General features: G+C 69.0%; 17 protein-coding genes. 9 read left to right on the top strand and 8 right to left on the bottom strand.

From position 1 onward, the window contains the following. Positions 1-12: 12 nt before the first annotated feature. The 9 genes from VJT49_RS34460 to VJT49_RS34420 are packed head-to-tail and all read left to right on the top strand — an operon-like array spanning position 13 to position 10,053. Positions 13-1,203: a macrolide family glycosyltransferase gene (locus tag VJT49_RS34460; protein ID WP_324169182.1), complete on the top strand. Its 1,191-nt coding sequence runs from the start codon at positions 13-15 to the stop codon at positions 1,201-1,203. A gap of 2 nt (positions 1,204-1,205) precedes the next feature. After that, positions 1,206-1,808 carry a hypothetical protein gene (locus VJT49_RS34455; RefSeq protein ID WP_324169181.1) on the top strand — a complete coding sequence of 201 codons (603 nt, stop codon included), beginning with the start codon at positions 1,206-1,208 and terminating at the stop codon, positions 1,806-1,808. Continuing rightward, positions 1,805-2,758: a hypothetical protein gene (locus tag VJT49_RS34450; protein ID WP_324169180.1), complete on the top strand. Its 954-nt coding sequence runs from the start codon at positions 1,805-1,807 to the stop codon at positions 2,756-2,758. The genes VJT49_RS34455 and VJT49_RS34450 overlap by 4 nt, the downstream gene beginning before the upstream one ends. Next, entirely contained in the window at positions 2,755-3,855 is a 1,101-nt protein-coding gene (locus VJT49_RS34445; RefSeq protein ID WP_324169179.1) for a hypothetical protein, read from the top strand. The genes VJT49_RS34450 and VJT49_RS34445 overlap by 4 nt, the downstream gene beginning before the upstream one ends. A 4-nt stretch (positions 3,856-3,859) precedes the next feature. After that, complete coding sequence (locus VJT49_RS34440) at positions 3,860-5,083, top strand: dTDP-4-dehydro-6-deoxyglucose aminotransferase (RefSeq protein ID WP_324169178.1); 1,224 nt, start codon at positions 3,860-3,862, stop codon at positions 5,081-5,083. Continuing rightward, positions 5,080-6,543 (top strand): dTDP-4-amino-4,6-dideoxy-D-glucose ammonia-lyase, encoded by a 1,464-nt coding sequence (desII, locus tag VJT49_RS34435; protein WP_324169177.1) that lies wholly within the window; start codon positions 5,080-5,082, stop codon positions 6,541-6,543. Before VJT49_RS34440 ends, desII begins: the two co-directional genes overlap by 4 nt. Before the next feature lie 36 nt (positions 6,544-6,579). After that, positions 6,580-7,875, top strand: a complete 1,296-nt coding sequence (locus VJT49_RS34430; protein WP_324169176.1) for a glycosyltransferase — start codon at positions 6,580-6,582, stop codon at positions 7,873-7,875. Then, positions 7,868-9,316, top strand: a complete 1,449-nt coding sequence (locus VJT49_RS34425; RefSeq protein WP_324169175.1) for an NDP-hexose 2,3-dehydratase family protein — start codon at positions 7,868-7,870, stop codon at positions 9,314-9,316. Before VJT49_RS34430 ends, VJT49_RS34425 begins: the two co-directional genes overlap by 8 nt. Next, positions 9,292-10,053 carry an NAD-dependent epimerase/dehydratase family protein gene (locus tag VJT49_RS34420; RefSeq protein ID WP_324169174.1) on the top strand — a complete coding sequence of 254 codons (762 nt, stop codon included), beginning with the start codon at positions 9,292-9,294 and terminating at the stop codon, positions 10,051-10,053. The genes VJT49_RS34425 and VJT49_RS34420 overlap by 25 nt, the downstream gene beginning before the upstream one ends. A gap of 7 nt (positions 10,054-10,060) precedes the next feature. On the opposite strand, the gene VJT49_RS34415 is transcribed toward VJT49_RS34420, so the two are convergent. From VJT49_RS34415 to VJT49_RS34380, 8 genes are read right to left on the bottom strand one after another with little or no spacing between them, the layout of a single operon-like run. Then, on the bottom strand, positions 10,061-11,095 hold the full coding sequence (locus VJT49_RS34415) for a polyprenyl synthetase family protein (protein WP_324169173.1): 1,035 nt from the start codon (positions 11,093-11,095) through the stop codon (positions 10,061-10,063). Positions 11,096-11,125: 30 nt separating this feature from the next. Continuing rightward, on the bottom strand, positions 11,126-13,054 hold the full coding sequence (locus VJT49_RS34410; RefSeq protein WP_324169172.1) for a KedN5 family methylcobalamin-dependent radical SAM C-methyltransferase: 1,929 nt from the start codon (positions 13,052-13,054) through the stop codon (positions 11,126-11,128). A gap of 40 nt (positions 13,055-13,094) precedes the next feature. Next, a complete protein-coding gene (locus VJT49_RS34405) occupies positions 13,095-14,255 on the bottom strand; it encodes a cytochrome P450 (protein ID WP_324169171.1) in 1,161 nt (386 codons plus the stop codon). 7 nt (positions 14,256-14,262) lie between these two features. Further along, positions 14,263-15,075 (bottom strand): alpha/beta hydrolase, encoded by an 813-nt coding sequence (locus VJT49_RS34400; RefSeq protein WP_324169170.1) that lies wholly within the window; start codon positions 15,073-15,075, stop codon positions 14,263-14,265. Next, positions 15,072-16,112: an acyl-CoA dehydrogenase family protein gene (locus VJT49_RS34395; protein ID WP_324169169.1), complete on the bottom strand. Its 1,041-nt coding sequence runs from the start codon at positions 16,110-16,112 to the stop codon at positions 15,072-15,074. The genes VJT49_RS34400 and VJT49_RS34395 overlap by 4 nt, the downstream gene beginning before the upstream one ends. 40 nt (positions 16,113-16,152) lie before the next feature. Further along, positions 16,153-16,899: a methyltransferase gene (locus VJT49_RS34390; protein ID WP_324169168.1), complete on the bottom strand. Its 747-nt coding sequence runs from the start codon at positions 16,897-16,899 to the stop codon at positions 16,153-16,155. A gap of 28 nt (positions 16,900-16,927) precedes the next feature. Beyond that, complete coding sequence (locus VJT49_RS34385; protein WP_324169167.1) at positions 16,928-18,094, bottom strand: FAD-dependent oxidoreductase; 1,167 nt, start codon at positions 18,092-18,094, stop codon at positions 16,928-16,930. Between the two features lie 38 nt (positions 18,095-18,132). Next, complete coding sequence (locus tag VJT49_RS34380) at positions 18,133-18,975, bottom strand: phytanoyl-CoA dioxygenase family protein (protein WP_324169166.1); 843 nt, start codon at positions 18,973-18,975, stop codon at positions 18,133-18,135. Positions 18,976-18,987: the final 12 nt, after the last annotated feature.

Genomic DNA, 18,987 nt, shown 5'->3' with positions numbered 1-18,987 from the left:
GAGGAGGACCACGTGAAAGCCCACGTGGCGATTATCAGTCTGCCCGAGAGTGGCCATTGCAACCCTATTCTAGGGCTCATCCCGGAATTGCGACGTCGCGGTCACCGCGTGTCGTTCGCGGCGACCGAGAAGTTCACGTCACGGGCGCGCGGCTACGGCGCGAACCCGGTCTCGTACACATCGAGCCTGTCTTCGGTGCAGCCACACGCATCGGACCCGGTGGAAGATCTCCACCAGATGCCGCTGTTCCTGCTCAACGAGACGATGCTGGTGCTCCCCCAACTGGAGGCCGCCTTCGCCGACGACCCGCCCGACCTGGTCCTGTTCGACGTGACGGCCTGGGCCGGCTGGATGCTCGCCGAGAAACTCCGGGTCCCCGCCATGCAGGTGTGGCCGGTTTTCGCATCGAATCCGGAATTCTCCCTCGACTCCAGTTACACGGTCTTCGACTTCAGCCATCCGGCCATGGTCGAGTTCGCCGAACTGGCCCAGCGGTACCTGCCCACCGCGGGCTTTCCCGCCATGACCGTGGAGGAGTTCTTCAACTACAGCGCCTCACGGCACCTCGTGCTGCTGCCCCGCGAATTCCAGTTCGCCGGTGGCAGCTTCGACGACAGCTTCCGGTTCGTCGGACCCTGCCGGCCCGATTCACCCGCATCCGGCTCCTGGCGGCCGCCGGCCAACGGCGCCCCGCTGGCACTCATTTCGCTGGGTACCTCCTACAACGACCGCGCCGACTTCTTCGCCAGCTGCGTCAAGGCGTTCGCCGACCCTTCGTGGCAGATCGTGATGACGGTGGGCGACCGGATCCGGATCGCCGAGCTCGGCGAGTTGCCGGGAAACATCCGGGTCGCGCCGTACATCCCGCATCTCGACGTGTTGCCGCACGCACAGGTCTACGTTTCCCAGGCGGGCATCAGCGGCGTGCTGGAGGCACTCTCGTTCGGACTGCCCCAGGTCCTGATCCCGCAGACGCTGGAGCAGAACGCCACCGCGGACCGCGCGGTGGCACTCCGCCTCGGCGTCCGGCTGCCCCCGGACTGTGACGGGGCGCGAGTGCGCGACGCCGTGCTCGCGGTGGCGCACGACGAGGACATCAGGGCGAACGCACGGGAAATGCGGTCCGCGATCGCCGCCGCCGGCGGATCGCGCGGTGCCGCCGACGAAATCGAATCCTGTCTGGCCGAAAAAACCGAGGTCTGACCATGCGTTACGCGACGTATTTACGGTACGAAGGCTCGTGCTGGATACTGATCGGGCTCATCATGGTGATTTCCTCCTGGCCCGGTCTGCTGGTTCCCGAAGAATCGGTGGCGGCCTCGTTCGTCATGGGCCTGGTAATCTCGGTGGTGTGGCTCGGCGTCGCGCTCCGGATCCGCCGCACACCGTTCCGGCGCGTGGCCAGGTGGATGGCCGGGGGCCGCGCACCGAAACGGGAGCGGGAGGGCAAGCCCATGACGAATGCCGCCATTCTGCTCGGGCTGACCCGCGACGTGCTGTTCTGGGGTGGTGGCACGGTGTTGTTCTACGTGCTCTGTCAGATCGTCCAGGCGTCGCCGGAAGTCTCCAACGGCGCGGTGAGCCTCGGCATCGGCGCCGCGGTCATGGTGTTCGGCCTGCTGGAAGCGATTCCGGCCAGCAGATACGCCGCCGGTGAAGACTCGTCGCGGGGAGAGGCCACCATCGTCCTCCGCCACCAGATGATGGCCTTCGCCGGTCCGATCCTGGTCCGCGGGCAGATCGCGGAAGGCGCCGCGCGGTCACCCGGCGGCGGTTCCGGCAACAGAAGGGAGAGCCGCGCGACATGACGCTGGCTTACGTCCTGGGCGGGCTCAACGACGGATCGGGGCTCGGTCTGGACCTTTACGAAAAGTACTCACGGGTCCGGAATAGCTTCGCCGAGATGGCGACGTGGACCGGCGTGGACCCGCGGGAGCTGATCGGCGTTCCGCTGTCGGCGGCCGACTCCCTCAACGGACTCGGGCAGTACCGCCAGGCGGCGCTCGTCTTCGCGATCGCCGACGTGCTGCGCGACCACGGCATCGAACCATCGGCGGTGGGCGGGCTGAGCCTCGGTTCCTTCATCGGTGCGGCCCTGTCCGGCGCCGTCGAACGGTCCGACCTGCTGTCGCTGCTGCTCCGGCGCCGGGAGATGCCGGACCCGGACCCCGGCGAACGCCGGCAGGGCATCGCGCTGATGCTGCTCGAGCCCCAGATGCGGCTGGGCGAGCTCTGCCGCGACCGGCCCGGCCTGTATCCCGCGGTGGACATGGGTCCACTCGCGACCGAAAACGGGCGGCTCGGGGTGATCTCCGGCTACCGCGACGCGCTCGAAGCGCTCGCCGCCGAACTGCCCGGGGAAACGGTCAACATCATCGGGGATCGCGACGACGCGCCGCACAGCCCCTTGCAGCAGCCGCTGGCCGACTTTCTCGCCCCCCACATCGCGGCGATGCCGTTCTCCGATCCCCGTATCCCGGTCAGTTCGTGCTTGGAAGCCAAGGTGCTGACGACGGCGGGCGAGATCAAGGACGTGTTCCGGCGGATCATCACCAGCCCGGTCAGCGCCGTTCACCTGCAAGACGGGCTCCAACGAACCGGTACCGAACTCGGGCTCGTGCTCGGGCCCGCCCCGGCCGACCGGTTCGTGCACTGGCCGTTCCCGGTCGTGCACGTCGAGACCACCGACGACCTGACCATCGCGCTGGAGTCCATCATGGACATCGGGATCGACCCCCTGCCGGTGAAGCGGCCATGACCGGCACCCTGACGCACGACCGCCGCAGCCCGGAGGAGTGGCTCGAAGTCGACCTCGACGCGTGGACCAGACAGGTCGTCCGGCGGCACTTCGATCCCGAGCAAGGCGCACCGTACTGGCTCCGGCGCCGGGCGGAACTCGGCTTCGAACCGCGTGACGTGACGCGGTACTCCGAACTCGCCGCCTTCGGCCCGTTCCCGCTGCACGAACTCCGGACGCTCGATCCCGCCGAGCTCGTGCCCCAGGACGTGCCCCGGCCGCTGATCGGGCGGGTATGGGAATCCGGAGGCACCACCGGTGACCCCTGCCGGGTCTTCTACACCCCGGAAATGCTGCTCTACCGCGGAATCTGGCGCCGATGGTCGTTCGAGACCGAGGGGTTCCGGTCCCACCGCAGCTGGCTTCAGGCGACTCCGACCGGGCCGCATCTCATCGGCGGCAGCGGTATCTGGGAACTCACCGACCTGTTCGCCGCCCGGGTGTACACAGTGGACATGGATCCGCGGTGGGTGAAACGGCTCGTCCGCGACGGCCGCCTGGCCGACGCGCAGGAATACTCGGCGCACGTCGTGGCTCAGGTGGCGGGGGTGCTGCGCACCCAGCCGGTCGACTACCTCAACACCACGCCCGCGTTGCTGCGTGTGCTCCTGCGGGAGTGTCCCGAGCTGGTCGGCCGACTCGGCGGCGTGCGGTTGAGCGGCACGCAGATCAGCCCGGCCATGTACCGTCAGTTCCGCGAAGCCCTGGGCGAGGCGCCGATCGGGCGGTCCTACGGCAACACGTTCGGCAACGCGGCCGGGTGGCCCGTCCCGGACGACGGCCGGACCCTGCCGTACGTGCCGAACTTCCCCCAGGTCACGATGACGGTGGTGGAAAACACGCCGGATTCGGCGACCGGCGGGCGGTTTCGCCCCGTCGGCTACGGGCGAGTGGGCCGGGTCATGCTGACCGCCCTCTACGACCACCTGTTCCTGCCCAACATCCTGGAGCGCGACCAGGCCGTGCGGTACGACACGGGCGGCCGCTGGCCGGCCGACGGGGTGGCCAACGTCCGTCCCCTGCAGGCCTCACGCGAAACACCGGAAGGCATCTACTGAAGCCATGAAACGCGGAGTGTCCGAACTCGCCTATTTCGGCGGATCCGCCGCCTTCCTGCAGAAGGTGTTCGTGGGCAGGCCGAACGTGGGTGACCGCGCGCGGTTCCTCGACCGGCTCGACTGGGTGCTGAACAACCGCTGGCTGACCAACGGCGGGCCACTCACCCGCGAGTTCGAGGGACGCGTCGCCGAACTGGCCGGTGTTCGCCACTGCGTGGCCACCTGCAACGCGACGGTGGCCCTCCAGTTGCTGGCCAGGGCGTGCGGGCTGACCGGTGAGGTGCTCATGCCCTCGCTGACCTTCGCCGCGACGCCACAGGCCATGCGCTGGATCGGGCTCGACGTAGTGTTCTGCGACGTCGACCCGGCGACCGCGTGTCTCGACCCGGCGCGGGTCGAGGCCGCACTGACGCCGCGAACGAGCGCGATCATCGGGGTTCACCTGTGGGGACGGCCGTGCGCGGTCGACGAGCTGGACAAGATCGCCGCCGCCAACGGCCTCGTGCTGCTCTACGACGCCGCGCACGCGCTCGGCGTCACCACGGGCGGGCGGCCGATCGGGGGCTTCGGCGTGGCCGAGGTGTTCAGTTTCCACGCCACCAAGGTGGTGAACTCGTTCGAGGGCGGCGCCGTCGTCACCGACGACGGTGAGCTGGCGGCGCGGATCCGGCGGATGCACAACTTCGGCTTCGCCAGTCCGGGCACGGCGGACTCGGTGGGCACCAACGGCAAGATGGCCGAGGTCGCGGCCGCGATGGGCCTGACGTCACTGGACACGTTCGCCGATTCGGTGGCGCACAACGAAGCGAACTACGACCTCTACCGCGCCGAGCTCGCCGGGCTGCCCGGAGTCCGCGTGATCGGCTACGACCGGCAGGAACGCAACAACTTCCACTATCTCGTGCTGGAGCTGGACGGAAAAATCACCAGGCTGCACCGGGACGTGCTGCTCGACGTGCTCCGGGCGGAGAACGTGATGGCACAGCGGTACTTCGCGCCGGGTTGTCACGAGATGCCGCCGTTCCGCGGTGAGCCGGCCGGTACGCTGCCGCACACCGAACGGATCGCGGACCGGGTGCTGGCCCTGCCGACCGGCCCCAGCGTCACCCGGGAGGACATCCGCCGGATCTGCGACGTGGTGACCATGGCCGTGAACCACGGCGCCGAAGTGACCCACCGGTGGCGTGCACGGCGCGGTGAGGCGGGAACGCGGGAGGTGCCGGAATGACTTCCCGCGTCACGGCCACCCCGGCGGCACTCGGCCGGCAAGCCATCGAGGCCGTCGAGGGATGTGCTTTACCCGGGTTCGACCGGGCGGAGGCGGTGACCGCGCTGGCCCCGCTCCTCCGCACCGGTGACGCGGCACGACTCGCCCACGAGCTCGTGTGGCTGGCCACGACGTACGGAAACGAACCGTTCTTGCCTCTGGAGACAGCCAGGGCGGAACTCGGCGTCGACCGGGCGCGCCTGGAGCACCTGCTCATCGTTTTCGCCGGGCTGCCGCAGTTACGCACGGCCGTGCTGCGCGGGCCCGCCGGAAAATACTGGTCCAACACGATCCTTCCGCTGGAGCGGGCGGGCGTGCTCGACCCGGTTCTGGCGGGCAACCCGGCGTTTCCCCGTCTTGTCGGCATCTACCCCGGGCCGACCTGCATGTTCCGGTGCCATTTCTGCGTCCGCGTCACCGGCGCCCGGTACCAGCACGAACTGATCGACGGCGGCAACGCCCTGTTCGCGAAAATCGTCGACGAACCGCCGTCCGCGAACCCGTTCGGTATGTACATCTCGGGCGGACTCGAACCGCTGACGAATCCCGGTCTGGGCGAGCTGATCAGCCGGGCGGCCGCCCGTGGCTTCAATTTGACGCTCTACACCAATTCTTTCGCGCTGACGGAGGCGACGCTGGCGCGACAGCCTGGGATCTGGCAGCTGCACGCGCTCCGGACCTCGCTGTATGGGCTGGACGACGAGGAGTATCGCGCCACGACGGGCAAACCGGGGGCGTTCAGCCGGGTCGAACGGAATCTCCTGCGGTTCCAGCGCCTTCGCCTCGACCACGCCCACCCGATCCAACTGGGCCTGAACTACATCGTGCTGCCTGGCCGGGTCGGGCGGCTGCCCCAGCTCGCCGACTTCGTCGCCCGGCTCAACGCCGCGGCACCGGACCGGCCGGTCGAGTTCGTCACCCTGCGCGAGGACTACAGCGGCCGGCCGGACGGGGCGATCACCGCCGACGAGCGCGACGAGATGCGGGCCGCGCTCGCGACGTTCGACGAACGCGTGCGGCAGCTGACACCCACGTTGCGCGTCGACTACGGCTATGCGCTGCACGCCCTGCGCCTGGGCGCGAACGTCCGGCTGCCGCGAGTCGGGCACGAAGAGATGCGGCCGGGTGCGCATCCCCAGGTCGCCGTCCAGGTGGACCTGCACGGTGACGTCTACCTGTACCGGGAAGCCGGTTTTCCCGGGCTCACCGGGGCCGAGCGGTACATCGCCGGTCGTGTCACCGCGTCGAGGAGTCTCGGTGAAGTAATCGACCGGTTCGTCACCGAACGTCGGCAGGTCGAGCCGGTCGCCGGCGATGAGTACTTCATGGACGGTTTCGATCAGGTCGTGACAGCCCGGCTACGGCAGCTCGAGGACGACATCGCGGCGGGTTGGCGCGCGCGGCGCGGCTTCCTGCGCTGACCCCGCATCCCTACAACCGATCAGGAGAAGCCGGCGATGACGATTGTGATCGCGACCGCGGGCACCCGGGGCGACGTCGCCCCCTACACCGGTCTCGGTGACCGACTGCGGGCCGCCGGCCACAAGGTCGCGATCGCCACCCACGCCCGCTTCGCCGACCTGGTGACCGGGGCGGGTTTCGAGTTCCGGGAGATTCCCGGCGATCCCCGGGAACTGTTCGAGTCGAAAGCCTTCCAGCGCTGGGCGAACGGCGGATCCTCGGTCCGGAAACTGGTGTCGTGGCCACCCCGGCCACCCAAACGGAACGTTTTCGCCGAACTTGTCGAGGGCATGCGCGGTGTCGCCGACGGCGTGCTCGCCGCGGTCGGCGACGACACCGACCTGCTGCTGCTGTCGAACTCCGTTTCGGCCTTCGGCCACCACGCGGCCGAAGCGACCGGGGTGCCGAGCATGGGCGTGTACTGGGGGCCGGTGCTCCCGACCGCCGCCTTCCCACCGATCATGGCCGGCATCCGGACGATGGGCCCGGCGGTCAACCGCGCGCTGGGCGCCCTTCTCGACAGCGCGACGGACCCGCTCTACTCGCGGGCGGTGCGCGACCTGCGCGCCGGCGCGGGCCTGCCGGCCACCGGGCACCGGGCCGTACGGCTGAAGCACGAACGGCAGCGGTGGCCGATCTACTGCGGTTTCAGTCCCTCGGTGGTACCCAGGCCCGCAGACTGGCGGGACGGTGTCGAGGTCGTCGGCTACTGGTGGCCCTACGCCGACCAGGGCTGGGAGCCGAGCCCACGGCTGGTGGACTTCCTCGATTCCGGTCCGCCGCCGGTCTTCGTCGGTTTCGGCAGCCACGCCAGTGGCGAGGGCGAACGGCTCGCCGGCATCGCCGGGAAGGCCTTGCGCGCGGCGGGCGTACGCGGTGTCGTCCAGGCCGGCTGGGCCGATCTGTCCACTCTCGACGGTGACGACCTGCTCTCCATCGGGGAGGTTCCGTACGAATGGTTGTTCCCCCGGATGGCGGCGGTCGTCCACCACGCCGGGGTCGGCACCACGGCGGCGGGCATCCGCGCGGGTGTGCCCGCCGTGCCCGTCCCGGTATGGCTGGACCAGCCGTTCTGGGCGGGGCGGCTGGCCGCGCTCGGCGTCTCCCCGGCGCCGATCCCGCTGACCGGACTCACCGCGCCCCGGCTTGCCGACGCCGTTCGCGCCGCTGTCTCCGACCCCTCATACGGGCGCCGGGCGACCGAGCTCGCGCGGCGGGTCGCCCAGGAGGACGGGGCGGCCTCGGTGGTCACGGCGGTCGAAGCGATGCTGGAGGTGAACCGCGGTGGGTAACGCCGGTTCCGCGCTCCAACCACCGGACGTCGACGACGAGATATCCCACCGGATCGCCCGCTCGGCCCAGACCACCCAGGGCACAGTCGTCAGTACCGACGGTTTCGCCTCGTGGTTCACCCGGTGCGTCGACCGGGTGAACCAGCGGGTGCGCCGGATCCCCTTCGGCGAGCTGCGGGAATGGCGTTTCGCCGCGGAGACCGGAAACCTGGTCCACGACAGCGGGCGGTTCTTCTCCGTGGAGGGGCTGACGGCGGTCAGCGACTACGGTCCCGTCCCCGCCTGGACCCAGCCCATCATCAACCAGCCCGAGATCGGCATCCTCGGGATCCTGGTGAAGGAGTTCGACGGGGTGCTGCACTGCCTGATGCAGGCCAAGGCCGAGCCCGGCAACGTGGGTGACGTCCAGCTCTCCCCCACCGTGCAGGCGACCAAGAGCAACTACAGCCGGGTGCACGGTGGCCGGGCCGTGCCGTACCTGGACTTCTTCCGCAACCCACCACCCGCACGGGTGATGGCGGACGTACTGCAGTCCGAGCAGGGATCGTGGTTCTTCCGCAAGCGCAACCGGAACATGATCGTCGAGGCCGACGGCGACATCGAGGTCGGCGAAGACTTCTGCTGGCTCACCATCGGCCAGGTGAACGCCCTGCTGACCCACGACAACCTGGTCAACATGGACGCGCGCACCGTGCTGTCGTGCTTCCCCCTCGCCGGCCGCGGGCTACGGGACCTCGACGGGGCGGCCTCCACCCCGTGGGGCGACGCCACCTACCAGTCGCTGTCCGGCACGCTCGGCAGCGCCCATGCCACCGGCGAAATCGGCAGCTGGATCACGGGCAGCCAGTCCCGGCACGAAATCCACACGCGCCTGATCCCGCTGCGGGAGGTGACCGGCTGGCACCGGTCACGGCACGAGATCGCCCACGAACTCGGCGTCTTCTTCCGGGTGATCGCGGTGGACGTCGAGGTGGCCGGGCGCGAGGTCCGGCGCTGGGCTCAGCCGCTCCTTCACCCGCACGAGGAAGGCATCGTGGCGTTCCTGGCGAAGCGGATCGACGGGGTGCTGCACGTCCTGGTCAACGCACGGGTCGAGCCGGGTTACCTCGACATCGTCGAACTCGCGCCCACCGTGCAGTGCACGCCCGGCAACTACCGGCACCTCCGCCGGGCGGACCGGCCCCTCTTCCTCGACCTGGTGCTCGGCGCGAAGGCGGAGGAGATCCGCTTCGACACGGTCCTGTCGGAGGAGGGTGGCCGGTTCTACCGGGCACGGAGCCGGTACCTGGTCGTCGAGGTGGACGACGAGGCGATCCCCGCCGAGCCGCCCGACTACCGCTGGATGACGCTGTACCAGCTCAGCGGCCTGCTCAGGCACAGCCACTACGTGAACGTCCAGGCGCGAACCCTCATCGCGTGCCTGCGGTCGGCGTGGAAATGAGCCCGGGAACGCCCTCAATGGAGGTGATCGGCCGCGGATTCCTCGCGGCCCACCTGCGCCCGATCGCCCCACGGCATCCGTCCGTGGTCGTGGTCGCGGCCGGCGTGTCCAGCACCGTGGTCGAGTCGCCGGACGCCTTCGAGCGGGAAGCACACCTCGTCCGCGAAACGCTGCACGCGGCCAGGGGACGGCTCGTCGTGTTCTTCTCGACCGCCTCCAGAGCGATGTATTCCGCTTCCGCTTCCGGCTCCGAGCACTGCCCCGTGGCCCCCGCCTCCGACTACGGCAGGCACAAGCTCCGCCTGGAGAACATGATCCGCGACTCCGGAGTGCCCGCGCTCATCACGCGCCTGACCCACGTGGTCGGCCACGGGCAGCGCCCGCACCAACTCCTTCCCACCCTGGTCGCCCAGGTCCGTTCCGGTGAGGTGCGATTGCGTACGGGTGCCCGGCGCGACCTGATCGACGTGCGGCACGTCGTGGCCATCCTCGACCGGCTGCTGGACCTGGGGGTGACCGGCGAGACGGTCAACGTCGGTTCCGGCGTCGCCTGGCCGGTCGCCTCGATCGTCGCCGGCATCGAACGCCGGCTACGGCTGAACGCCCGGCGGGTTCCCGCCGGCGCCGAGCCCCCTGGCTCGCCCGCTTCGATCGCCCGGCTCCGGCGGCTTGTCGACGTGGGCCCGTTCGGGTTCGACTGGAGCTACCCCGAAACCCTGCTCGACCGGTACGTGTGAAGACCGGTTACCGGTCGCGATCGACCGCGGCCTCCGCGAAACCGCGCAGGCGGTCGCGGCTGGGGCTGGGCGGCAGCACCTCCAGCGCGGCGATCGACTTCTCCGTGTACCGCCGCGCGTGCCCGCTCGCGGCGGCCACCGCACCGGTCCGCGTCAGGATCTCGACGAGTTGGTCCCGCCGCGCGACCGGATCGCCTTCGCCGTACAGGGCTTGCTTGATCAGGTGACGGGCGGTCGCGTCCACCGACTCGTACGCGAGGATCACCGGCAGCGTCGGCCTGCCGTTCCGGACGTCACTGGTGTCCGGCTTACCCATGCGTTCGGTGCTGCGGGTGTAGGACAGCAGGTCGTCGTGGATCTGGAACGCGACACCGAGACTTTCGGCGTAGGTGCCCAGCGCCGCGACCATGACCTCGTCACCGCCCGCCAGCAGCGCACCGCACTCACAGGCGCCGCGGAACAGGGCGGCCGTCTTCAGTTTCACCATCGTCAGGTAAGCGTCGATGCCGAAGTCCATTCGTTCACACAGTTCCGATTCCAGGCTCTGCCCGCGACACAGGTCGATACCGCACCGCGCGACGACGTCGAACGCCGCGACGATCCGGTCGGCGGGCGCGCCGGTGGTCCGGCATTCGGCGAGGCTGGCGAAGAGATCGAAGATCAGCGCGTCACCGGCCACGATCGCGTTGTCCACACCGTACTTGTGCTGGACCGAAGGCCGCCCCCGCCGCAGTTCGTCGTCGTCGATGATGTCGTCGTGGACCAGGCTGGCCACATGGCCGCATTCCGCGCCGATCGCCGCGGGGAGCACCGCGTCGACGTCCCCGCCGACCGCGAGCGCGGACTCCAGGAGCAGGATCGGACGGAACAGTTTCCCCGGGGGCGTGAGCGCGTGGGAGCACATCAAGTCCAGCCGGCTGGACTTTTCGTGCCAGCGCGTCCCCAGCCCGGCCGCGACCTTCTCGACGAGGACCGCGAGCTCCACGGCGGGCCCGACCACGCCGGTCCGCACACCCCGCAAACCTGTTGTCAGCTGACCCATGGTTGTTTCCCTCCTGGCTTCCCAAGAAGCTCACTTGCCCAGCAGTTGCCGCTCGAGCCGGCCCATGTAGTAGAGAATTTCCTCGTGGTTGGTGGAGGGCAGGAAATTGTTGGCGCCGGTCTTGTAGTAGACGGACGTGACAACCTCCCCCATCATGTGCTCGTACGGCTCCTCCCGCCTCAGTGCCAGTACCAGCGCGGGCACGTCGCAGGCCAGCCGCAGGTCTCGCCACACGTAGTACGACTCGCCGTCGACCTCGACCTGTGGGAAGGTTTCGTTCGCGTAGCGGGTCGAGGGTGATTGCCCTGGAACCGTGTACGCGGGCAGGGTCAGCAGATCGTATTCGAACACGGTGTCCAGAATCGACCGTACGGCCGCGGGCACCGACGGCAGGACCGACTCGGTCCACCAGCGCCGCAACACGTCCTTGGCTTCGTCGCTGCCGTAGACGTAGGTGAGCACCGGGGCGAGCACGTCGGAATCCGTGAACGAGTTGACCATCCCGGTGCGGAACGGCTCGGTGGCCGCGTGCCGATCGTTGTCGAACCAGTCCATCAAGGACCGGATCAGTTCCGACTGCGTGATCCCGCCCAGCGTCCGCAGCGGCGCCCAGAGGTTCCGGAAGACGGGGTTCTCGGCGATCAGCCTGGACACGAAGATGAAGCGGTGCATGTACTGGTTGTCCCGGGAGGACATCGTGTCGTGCGAAAGCAGGTACTCGAAGTCGTCGGTGTTCCCGCGCACGGTGACCAGACCGAACCGGTCCCGGTCCTGGTGGTAGGTCGTGTTGGGCAGGATCAGCATCGGATAGACCGCCACCCGGGAAACGTGGCTGGCGAGGCGGTCGTACCCCTTCATGAACGATTCGATCGTCTCACCCGGGGCGCCCCAGATCAGTTCGGCGTAACAGTCGAGGCCCTCCCGGGTGAGCCACTCGGCCAAACCCTCCCAGTCGTTGACCTTCATGTTGCGCCGGTTCATCAGATCGAGCGTGTCCTCGTCCAGGGTCTGCAGGGCGAGGGTGAAGGAACTGTGCAGCCCGGCTTCCTTCATCGCCCGGACGATTTCGTAGAAGACCTTGGACTTGTTCTTCGCCCAGGACGTTTCGATGCTGCGGGGAAAACCGTACTCGGTGCGGACGTCGATCACGTCCTGGACGAACTCCAGGTCGGCGCGCATCATGCCGAAGTTCGCGTCGCACAGCACCAGCGTGTGCACCTTGTGCCGGGCGAAGAGTTCGATCTCCTGGCGCAACCGCTCGCGCGAAAAGGCCCGGACACGCTGGCCCACCGCGCCGCCCCAGTAGCAGAACGAGCACTTGTACGGGCAGCCCCGGTTCGTCTCGAGCAGCGCCACATCGTACGGGAAGACGCCGTTCTCGTCGGTCATCGGGATGGCGCCGGTGAGAAACGGCGAGGGAATCGAGTCGAGGTCGTCGATGCGGGGGCGGTCCTCGGTGGTGACCGGCGTGCCCGAACCGTCCTGGAACGAGATCCCGGCGATGTGTCCCAGGTCGCGGGGAGAACAGTCGTCGAGCCGGGCCAGCAACAGATCACGGAAGGTGAACTCGCCCTCGCCGTTGACCACGACGTCGACGAAGGGATACATCGCGAACACCCGGTGAGCCTGCTGGGAAACGTGGTTGCCGCCGAACACCACCCATCCCCGCGGGTTGATCTGCTTGAACGTCTCGGCCAGTGCCGCGAACTCCCGGTAGTTCCAGCCGAGCACGGAAAAGGCGATCACGTCGGGCACGCCGTCGCGGAAAAGCTCGTTGGCCATGCCGAAGAGGGTGCAGCCGCCGTCGAAATTGTGGATCCTGATGTCGGCGTTCGCCGCGATGCGCTCGTCCTGCAGCGCAGTCGCCTTCAGATACCCGGAGGCCAGTGGCATCGATTCCAGCGCCATGGCCCAGATTCCCTGCTGTACCAGCCAAACCTGCGATCGCGATGCTGCCATCGGCCTTTTCCTCTGTGTGAATTCCGGTGGGTTTTCCCGCTCACCAGGTGACCGGCACGGCGGCGGGCCCGCTGTCGAGCGGATGGTCGGTCCAGGAGATCTCGTCGGGGTGGCAGGTCATGGCCAGCTCCGGGACCCGGTTCGCCAGCGCCGTGATCGCCGCGGCGAGTTCCATCCGGGCGACGGCCGCGCCGATGCACCGGTGGGGACCGTGCCCGAACTTCAGATGCGGAACCGGGGCACGACCCGGGTCGAAGCGGTCGGGATCGGGGAACCGGGCGGGATCACGGTTCGCCGCTTCGAGCCGCACGATCACCATGTCGCCCGCGGCGACGCACTGACCGGCCAGCTCGAGATCCGTCTGTGCCCACCGGGGGAACGCCTCCCCGCTGATACCCGCCTGGTGGCGCAGCATCTCTTCCACGGCCACGGCCACGCCCTCACCGCCGGCGAATCCAGCCAGACCGCCGGTCTGGATCAGCTTGACCACCCCGATCGACAGGGCGTTGGCCGTGGTCAGCTGACCGCCGGAAAGCAGCGCGGCGGCGGCCAGCAGCAGTTCCCGGTCATTGAGCGTACCGTCGTCGGCGTCGCGGACCGCGACGAGCGCGCTGAGCAGGTCGTCGCCGGGGTTCGCACGCTTGGCGACGATCAGCTCGCCGAGGAATCCGGCGAGCTCCATCCACGTCTCCACATAGCCCGCGTCGGTTTCGGCGATGAGCACGGACACCGCTTCCGCCCACTTGTAGAACCGGGCCCGGTCGTCCACCGGCACGCCCAGCATTTCGGTGATCACGGCCAGGGTCAGCGGGCGGGCGAGTTTCGACACGAGGTCGGCCGGCGGCCCGGCCTCGAACAGTTCCACCACGAAGCGATCGGCCATCTCGTCGACCCGCGGCCGCAGGCTTTCCATCGCCCGGGCACCGAAACCGCGGGAGATGACCCGGCGCAGCCGCGCGTGGGCATCCCCGTCGCAGAGCAACGATTCCTTGTCCGTGGGGACGCCCGGTTTCGCCACGCCGAACCGCCGGTCCGACAACACCTGCTGGGCGATGTCGGCGCCAATCACCACCCAGGCGGGTTCACCGGAAGCCGTGATCGTCCGCACGACCGGCGACTCGCGGCGCAGCTCGGCGTAGTCCGCCGGCGGGTGGTACGGCGATCGCCGCTCGAACGGCAGGGTAAAAGACTGGATGTCCACAAGTTTCCTACTCGGATCCGCCGGACAGGCCGTCGAGGAACTGCCGGACCGCTTGGTTGAACCTGCCGGGCCGCTCCATGTTGACCATGTGCCCGGCACCCTCGATCACTTCGAGCTGTGCCTTCCCGACGCTGGCCACGACCCGCTCGATCATTTCCCGCACATCGGTGCAGTCGAGCTCACCGACGATGGCGAGCAGTGGCGTTTCGACGCCGGACAGCCGCGCCCAGGTGTCGGCGGCCCTGCCCGGCAACACCGGGTTCGGCCGGGCGTGCCGGAGTGCTGTGTTGAGCGCCATTTCCCGGCACCGCTCACGCACCGAAAGGTCGACCTCGTGCGGCTCCCGCACCGGTCCGTCGACCCACATGCGCAGGTAGGTTTCGAGGTAACCGTCGGTGTCCCCCTGAAACGCCGCCTCCATCTGCCGCTTGAGCAGATCGACCAGGAACGGGCTCTGCCAGTACTGCTCGGAGGTGCCGCAGCCGCTGATGACCACGCCCCGGACGCGGTCCGGATGGTCCAGGACCGCATCGAGCGCGCTGGTCCCGCCCATGGCCTGGCCGACCAGGTAGGCCGAGTCCAAGCCGAGGTGGTCGAGCAGGGCGATCACATCGTCACACCGGCCGTAGGGCTCCGCCGGGGTGGACGACTCGCCGTGGCCGCGGGCGTCGAAGTTGAGCACCCGGTACCCGTCGAAGGCGCCCAGCTGCTGGCGCCACACCCGCCGGTCGAGCGTTCCGTCGTGCAGGAACACCACCGCGGGGCCGTCCCCCGTGTCGTCGTAGGCGAGGTGGCCGTCGGCCAGTTCGACCCGGTTCATGCCGCGCCTTCCCCGACGGAAGCGGTCAGCAGGCCCAGCACTGCCGTCTTCACCTCCGGCCGGCTCGCCACGACGAGGGTGAACAGCGACTCCCTGGCCAGCCGCTGGGCTTCGTGGGTGGCGATCAGTGCGGGCCCGCCGATCACGACGAGGTAGCCCGTGCAGGCCCGGTGTGCCAGCGCAGAGCAGGCGGCCCGCATCGCCGGCAGCCGCGCGGGGTCGGCCATCGCGGCGGCGAATTTGGCCCGCAGGTCGGCGGCCTCGGCTCGCAACGCCTCGGCCACGTCCGCCTGCCCCGCCTCCTCCAGCAGCGTCAGCGCCCGCGCGATCAGGCCGAACGCGAGCGAACTGTCCACCCGCAGGCCCAGGACCAGGCCGGCCAGATAGCCCTGGAGATTGACGCGGGTCGTCACCTTCTCGTCGGGCAGGTACAGCTCCCGGAACTCCAGCCGCACCGTGTTGCTCGCCTGCGCGGCGACCAGCGAGAGCGGGTGGACCGCGGCGACGCCCGCTCCCTCCCGTGCCGGGATGAGGCCGTTGACCACGTCCCCGCTGTCCTCGTCGAAGGCCGATACGTGCAGCACGTCGACCAGACCCCAGCCGCTGACGAACGGGACCTGCCCGCTGATCGACCAACCGTCGCCCGAGCGAGTCGCCCGCACACGCGGAGGCGAAGAGACGACGCCCGAGAACGCCCCGCCGCCGCGGAGATCCCCGCTCACCGCTCGTGCGAGGTATTCCTCCCGCAGGGCCGCGTTCGGCGTCATCAACAGCCCCATCACCACCCCGTGGTGCTGCAGCCAGGTGAAGGTCGTCGTCACACAACCGCGGGCGAGGGTCTCCACGACTTCGAGGAAGTCCGGAAACTCCGCCCCCGCCCCGCCGGCCTCGGCGGGCGCCAGGAGGCCGTACATCCCGTCCTCGGCGAGACGGTCGAAATGCCCGGCGGGGATCCGCCCGGACCGGTCGACCTCACTCGCGGCGGGGAGCAGCACCTCGTCGGCGATCTTGGCCGCTCTCCGGACCATTTCCGTCATAGCAGCGGGCCTTTCTTCGTGGTCTTTTCTCCGGGCCGCGTCATCGGGCCTTCAGCTCCAGCAAATGCAGATGCCATTCCGTGCTCTGCGCGGCATCCAGCATGAATGCGGGAAAAGCGTCGGCGAGCGCTTCGGGAACGGCCGACAGTTGAAGGTCCTTGAGGACGTTCAGGTCGAGATCGGTCTCCGCCGCCAGGTCGCGGATCAAGGTGGGATTGCCGAACGCCTCGCCGAACCAGAGATAGATCCGGCCGTCCGGGGCGAGCAGTTCCCGGCCCTCCCGCAGGAAACGACGCAGCTTAGCATATTCCGGGTCGAACATCGTCTCGTGCCAGATCGACGAGTCGAGGGCGTCCGGTGGTGCGTCCAGGAAAGGCGGATTCCAATAAATGCCGTCGAACCGCTCCCCCGGCTTCACCGCGGAGTACAGGTCGCTTTCCCGTGCGGTGATCCGTGCGGCGACCCCGTGGCGCGCGGCGTTGAGCATCGTGTTCTCCACGGCGGCGGGGTTGATGTCCAGCGCGAGGACCGACGGGCAGCCGGCCAGCGCCGCCAGCACCGACATGATCCCCACCCCGCAACCCATTTCGAGAAACGAGGACATCTCACCGAACGGGATCAGATCGGCGAACAGCTCGCCACCGGGTGAATAACTGGGCGGCCAGACCTCGTCGAGCAGGTTCCACTCCCGGCCGACCCATTCGAAAACCGACGGGCGGCCGGCGTCGGAGCGGTACTTGTCGATGATGTTCTTGCCGATGAGGAATTCGAGGTCCCTGGTTTCCATGGCGTCCCTTCTTCGCGGGTTTCCCCGGTCACCGCGCCGAAGGCGGCGACCAGCCCATCATCGCGTCCATCGAGCGGCGGCCGACCGTTTCCGGCAGCAGGCCCCCGAGCCACGTTCCGCCGTCGCGGGCGGCCACGGCGGCCGGCGCGGACAGTTCGGCGAACCGGCCCATCCACCGCGACATCCGGCTCAGCCGGATGCTGCGCGGGCGCCGGAGGCGGTCGTAGCGGCCGAGCCCGGCGCGCAACCGGTTCCAGTTCAGCGGGCCTCCGACGGTGTGGGCGAGTTCGACGGCGTCCTCCAGAGCGAGGTTCGCCGAGCCCACGTTCGGCGTCATGGGATGCGCCGCGTCTCCGACGAGTACCGTCCGGCCCATCGAGAAATCTTCGACCGGACGGCAGATCTCTTCGATCTCGTCGAAGAACAAGGTCCCCGCCGAAAGCCGGTCCAGCAGGTCCGGGATGGGTGCGTGCCAGCCACCGAACAACGGCCCAGGACCGTCAGCCCCGCGCACCGGCGACCGCGCGAGCGCCGAGAAATGCACCCGCTCCCCCGGCATCGGCAGGATGGAGAACCGCAGTCCCCGCCCCCAGGTCTCGGCAGCGGCCAGCGTCAGCCCGTCCGCCGGAACCACACACCGCCAGCTCACCGTGCCGCAGGAGCGCAGACCGGGGTGATCCGGGTACATCGCGCGCCGGACCGCGGACCGGATGCCGTCCGCCCCGACGAGCAGGCCCGATTCGAGACGGCGCCCGTTCACCCGCAGCATCGCCGGGTCGACCGCGTCGCCGGTCGCGAGCACTTCCGCGTCCGATCCATAGTGGATGGAGCCGGAGGGAAGAGCCGCCACCAGCGCACGCGCGAGTTCGATCCGCGGCAGCGCGCGAATCGGCTCACCGTACCGCTGTTCGACGAACCGCAAGGGGGTCCTGGCTATCCACCGTCCGTTCGGCGCCCGCACACCGCCCTCGCGCTGGATGACCGAGCGGTCCCGCACGGCGTCGCCCACGCCGATTTCGTCGAGCGCGTGCATCCCGTTCGGGGTGATGCCGATGCCGCCACCGGTGGCCCGCAGTTCCGCGCTCCGCTCGAACACCCGCACCGACCAGCCGCGGCAGGCCAGCGCGATCGCCGAAGACAGGCCCGCGATACCCGCTCCGACGACATGCGCGGTTCGTGCGCCCGCGAAATCCATCGATGACCCTCCCTTCACCACCGCCCGGATACCGGGGCTCAGACCAGCTTCAACGAGTTCTTCGGATCGCCGCCCTTGTACAGGCCGAGCACCAGTTCGTTCGAATACCCCAGCAGTTCCTGGAGCTCGGGTTCGAGTTCCGCCGCCTTCGGCGGTGGAACACTGAGCGTGCTGTTCTCCACCGTGCGCAGCCAGGCCACCTGGAATCCCATCGAGAAGATGCGGCGCACGTCCGACTCGGTGGTGTTCGCCCCGCCCGCGTGGAACAGGTCGGCCCGGAACAGCAGCGCGTCACCCTGGCGCATCTCCGCCTGCACGGCGGCGCTCCAGTCCGGCGCCGGCACGTCAGGCGGACCGCCGTGGCTGTCGAGGACGACCCAGGTGGCGCCGTTCTCCGCGGTGAAGTCGCTCATCGCGGCCATCACGGTCAGCGCGATCGGATTCTCCCCGCCCGGGACGTGCCGCCAGGAAAAGGTGTCACAGTGCAACTGCTGACGTTCCACTCCCGGATGGCGGGCCATGTACTCCGCGATGGTCAGCAGGATCGTGTCCGAAAGCGGCTTCAGCACCCTGCGTGCGCAGCCCACGATGTCTCGCTGGAGAACCATCGAGGCCGCGCACGGAATGGTGCCGACCAGCGAATGCAGGGTGGAAGTGGTTTCTCCCTGAAAGTAGCCGAGGACCGAACTCGCCGCGTACTCCGCCTCCTCCGGATGCTCGCGAAGGTAGTCCTCGATCTGGGACAGAAAGGTCTCGCACTGTTCGCGCGAGTAGGCCTCCGACAGGATCACCGCGCCCCGGTTCCGCACGGCGTCGTCGAGTTCTTCCTGGTCGTACGGCCTGCTGACGCGGGGCACAACGCTGGTTTCGTTCGTTGTCATGGTCAAAACCCT

The organism is Amycolatopsis sp., assembly GCF_035276945.1.
Taxonomy (GTDB): Bacteria; Actinomycetota; Actinomycetes; order Mycobacteriales; family Pseudonocardiaceae; genus Amycolatopsis_E.
This window is presented reverse-complemented; position numbering and strand designations above follow the sequence as displayed.

Excerpts from the sequence above, each read along its gene's own strand:
- VJT49_RS34455 (WP_324169181.1), top strand. The coding sequence starts at position 1,206 with ATGCGTTACGCGACGTATTTACGGTACGAAGGCTCGTGCTGGATACTG.
- VJT49_RS34450 (WP_324169180.1), top strand. The coding sequence starts at position 1,805 with ATGACGCTGGCTTACGTCCTGGGCGGGCTCAACGACGGATCGGGGCTC.
- VJT49_RS34445 (WP_324169179.1), top strand. The coding sequence starts at position 2,755 with ATGACCGGCACCCTGACGCACGACCGCCGCAGCCCGGAGGAGTGGCTC.
- VJT49_RS34440 (WP_324169178.1), top strand. The coding sequence starts at position 3,860 with ATGAAACGCGGAGTGTCCGAACTCGCCTATTTCGGCGGATCCGCCGCC.
- desII (WP_324169177.1), top strand. The coding sequence starts at position 5,080 with ATGACTTCCCGCGTCACGGCCACCCCGGCGGCACTCGGCCGGCAAGCC.
- VJT49_RS34430 (WP_324169176.1), top strand. The coding sequence starts at position 6,580 with ATGACGATTGTGATCGCGACCGCGGGCACCCGGGGCGACGTCGCCCCC.
- VJT49_RS34415 (WP_324169173.1), bottom strand. The coding sequence starts at position 11,095 with ATGGGTCAGCTGACAACAGGTTTGCGGGGTGTGCGGACCGGCGTGGTC.
- VJT49_RS34410 (WP_324169172.1), bottom strand. The coding sequence starts at position 13,054 with ATGGCAGCATCGCGATCGCAGGTTTGGCTGGTACAGCAGGGAATCTGG.
- VJT49_RS34400 (WP_324169170.1), bottom strand. The coding sequence starts at position 15,075 with ATGAACCGGGTCGAACTGGCCGACGGCCACCTCGCCTACGACGACACG.
- VJT49_RS34395 (WP_324169169.1), bottom strand. The coding sequence starts at position 16,112 with ATGACGGAAATGGTCCGGAGAGCGGCCAAGATCGCCGACGAGGTGCTG.
- VJT49_RS34390 (WP_324169168.1), bottom strand. The coding sequence starts at position 16,899 with ATGGAAACCAGGGACCTCGAATTCCTCATCGGCAAGAACATCATCGAC.
- VJT49_RS34385 (WP_324169167.1), bottom strand. The coding sequence starts at position 18,094 with ATGGATTTCGCGGGCGCACGAACCGCGCATGTCGTCGGAGCGGGTATC.
- VJT49_RS34380 (WP_324169166.1), bottom strand. The coding sequence starts at position 18,975 with ATGACAACGAACGAAACCAGCGTTGTGCCCCGCGTCAGCAGGCCGTAC.